General features: G+C 66.0%; 2 protein-coding genes. Both read left to right on the top strand.

What is annotated here, in order from left to right; genetic code table 11:
• Positions 1-181 precede the first annotated feature (181 nt).
• Positions 182-1057, top strand: coding sequence for an IS5 family transposase (locus VGP39_RS25700; protein ID WP_327570901.1), 876 nt, complete (start codon positions 182-184; stop codon positions 1055-1057).
• A gap of 275 nt (positions 1058-1332) precedes the next feature.
• Positions 1333-1593: hypothetical protein (locus tag VGP39_RS25695; RefSeq protein ID WP_327570900.1), on the top strand; the 261-nt coding region annotated here is incomplete at its 3' end.

Raw genomic sequence — 1593 nt, 5'->3', positions numbered from 1 at the left:
CTTCGTCATCGGCTGGTCTATTCAAGAGCGGCCGGCCAGCATGTCAGCTCCCGGCAAGAGCCAGCCGGCCTCGCTTAGAGTGTGTACGCGAAATAATCCGACTATTCGTGTCGGTCACAGCACATAAAGGCATGGGACGGCGGCGGCGCACTATATCGGGCCGATGTCTCACGCCAGCATCTTGAGCCCCGTCAATCTGCCATTGCCTTCCGCCCGACCCGTTCCTCGCCCCAGCCGCAGCGACGGCTGGAACGTCCTGGCCGACATTGAGGTGTTCATCTTCGCCGTCGAGGCCGAGCTGGAGGCCATGGACCGCGAGCGGGTCGGCGTGCATCGCCGCGGCTGCAAGCCGGACCTCAGCTTGCGAAGGCGCGTCATCGGGCTGATCTGGATGCTGACCTTCGGGGGTATGCAGTGGCGCATCGCTGGGCTGCTCTCGGGTATTCCCTTCACCACGCTGCACACCAGCTTCGCCCGCTGGTCTCGCCGAGGGCTGTGGCGCCGGCTGGGCCAGCGCCTCGCTCTTGATTGGCGGCTGGCCTGCGGCGACGAGGTGCTGCCCTCGGCGGTAGTGGCCGACAGCCGCTCGCTCCGCTCGGCTCCGACCGCCTGGGCGCGCGGCATCGATGGCGGCAAGCTGGTGAAAGGCATCAAGCTCTGCGTCGTGTGCGACAAGCACGGCTCGCTGCTCGATCTCGAGCTGCATCCGGCCAACACGGACGACCGCGCGGGCATCCTGCCGGCGCTGCCGCGCTTGGCCGCGCTCGGCTTCCAAGGCGATCTGCTCGGCGACAGCGGCTACAAGGGCGCACCCTTCGCCGAGGCGGCACTCGAGCACGACATCCATGTCGTGGTCTCGCCCGGCGGCACGCGAGACGGACGCTTTCTGCCGCGCGGGATCCGCTGGGTGGTGGAGCGGCTGTTCGCCTGGTTGAGCCGCTATCGGCGGCTCAACATCGTGTACGACCGCGCGCCTGACCTCTTTGCCGCGCACATCTGGATCGCAATGACATCCATTCTCTCACGCCGGCTCGTCGCTCAAACCGAGGCGCAGTAAGGGATTTATTCGCGTACACACTCTTATTGCCTTTTATCGTCGTCTAGATAAATTATCGACGATTGGGTAAAGCGGGATAAACGGCGTCGGAGGCTGCCGTAGGCCAACCTTTTCTATTCCACCGTCCCAAGCTGGCCGAGGGGTATGCGGACGCCCTGCTCGGCCTCGGGCCGTTCGACAGGTCGTCAGGCCTGTTCCTCGCGGCACCCCGAGGAACCGGTAAGACGGCTTTCGTCAAGACCGACCTGCTCACGGTGCTGCGCGCGCGGGACGTCGTGACGACCTACGTGGACCTCTGGGCAGATCGCCAACGCGATCCTGCCGCCCTGATCGCCGACGTCCTTCGCGCGACGCTCCGAGGTCTCGACAGCGCCCCGGTGCGCGCCGTCCGGAGGGGCGGGCTGGCCAAGCTCGGTATCAGCAACTGGCTGTCCTTCGATCTCGACCGCGTTGGGACGCCAGACGGCCCAACGCTGACGGACGTGTTCCGGGCCATCATTGCCCGATCCGGCAAGGCAGCCGCCCTAGTCGTTGAC

The sequence above is a fragment of the Bradyrhizobium sp. genome (genome assembly GCF_036009065.1).
Lineage (GTDB): Bacteria > Pseudomonadota > Alphaproteobacteria > Rhizobiales > Xanthobacteraceae > Bradyrhizobium.
The sequence above is the reverse complement of the archived record's forward strand: the minus strand, read 5'-3'. Positions and strand labels throughout refer to the sequence as shown.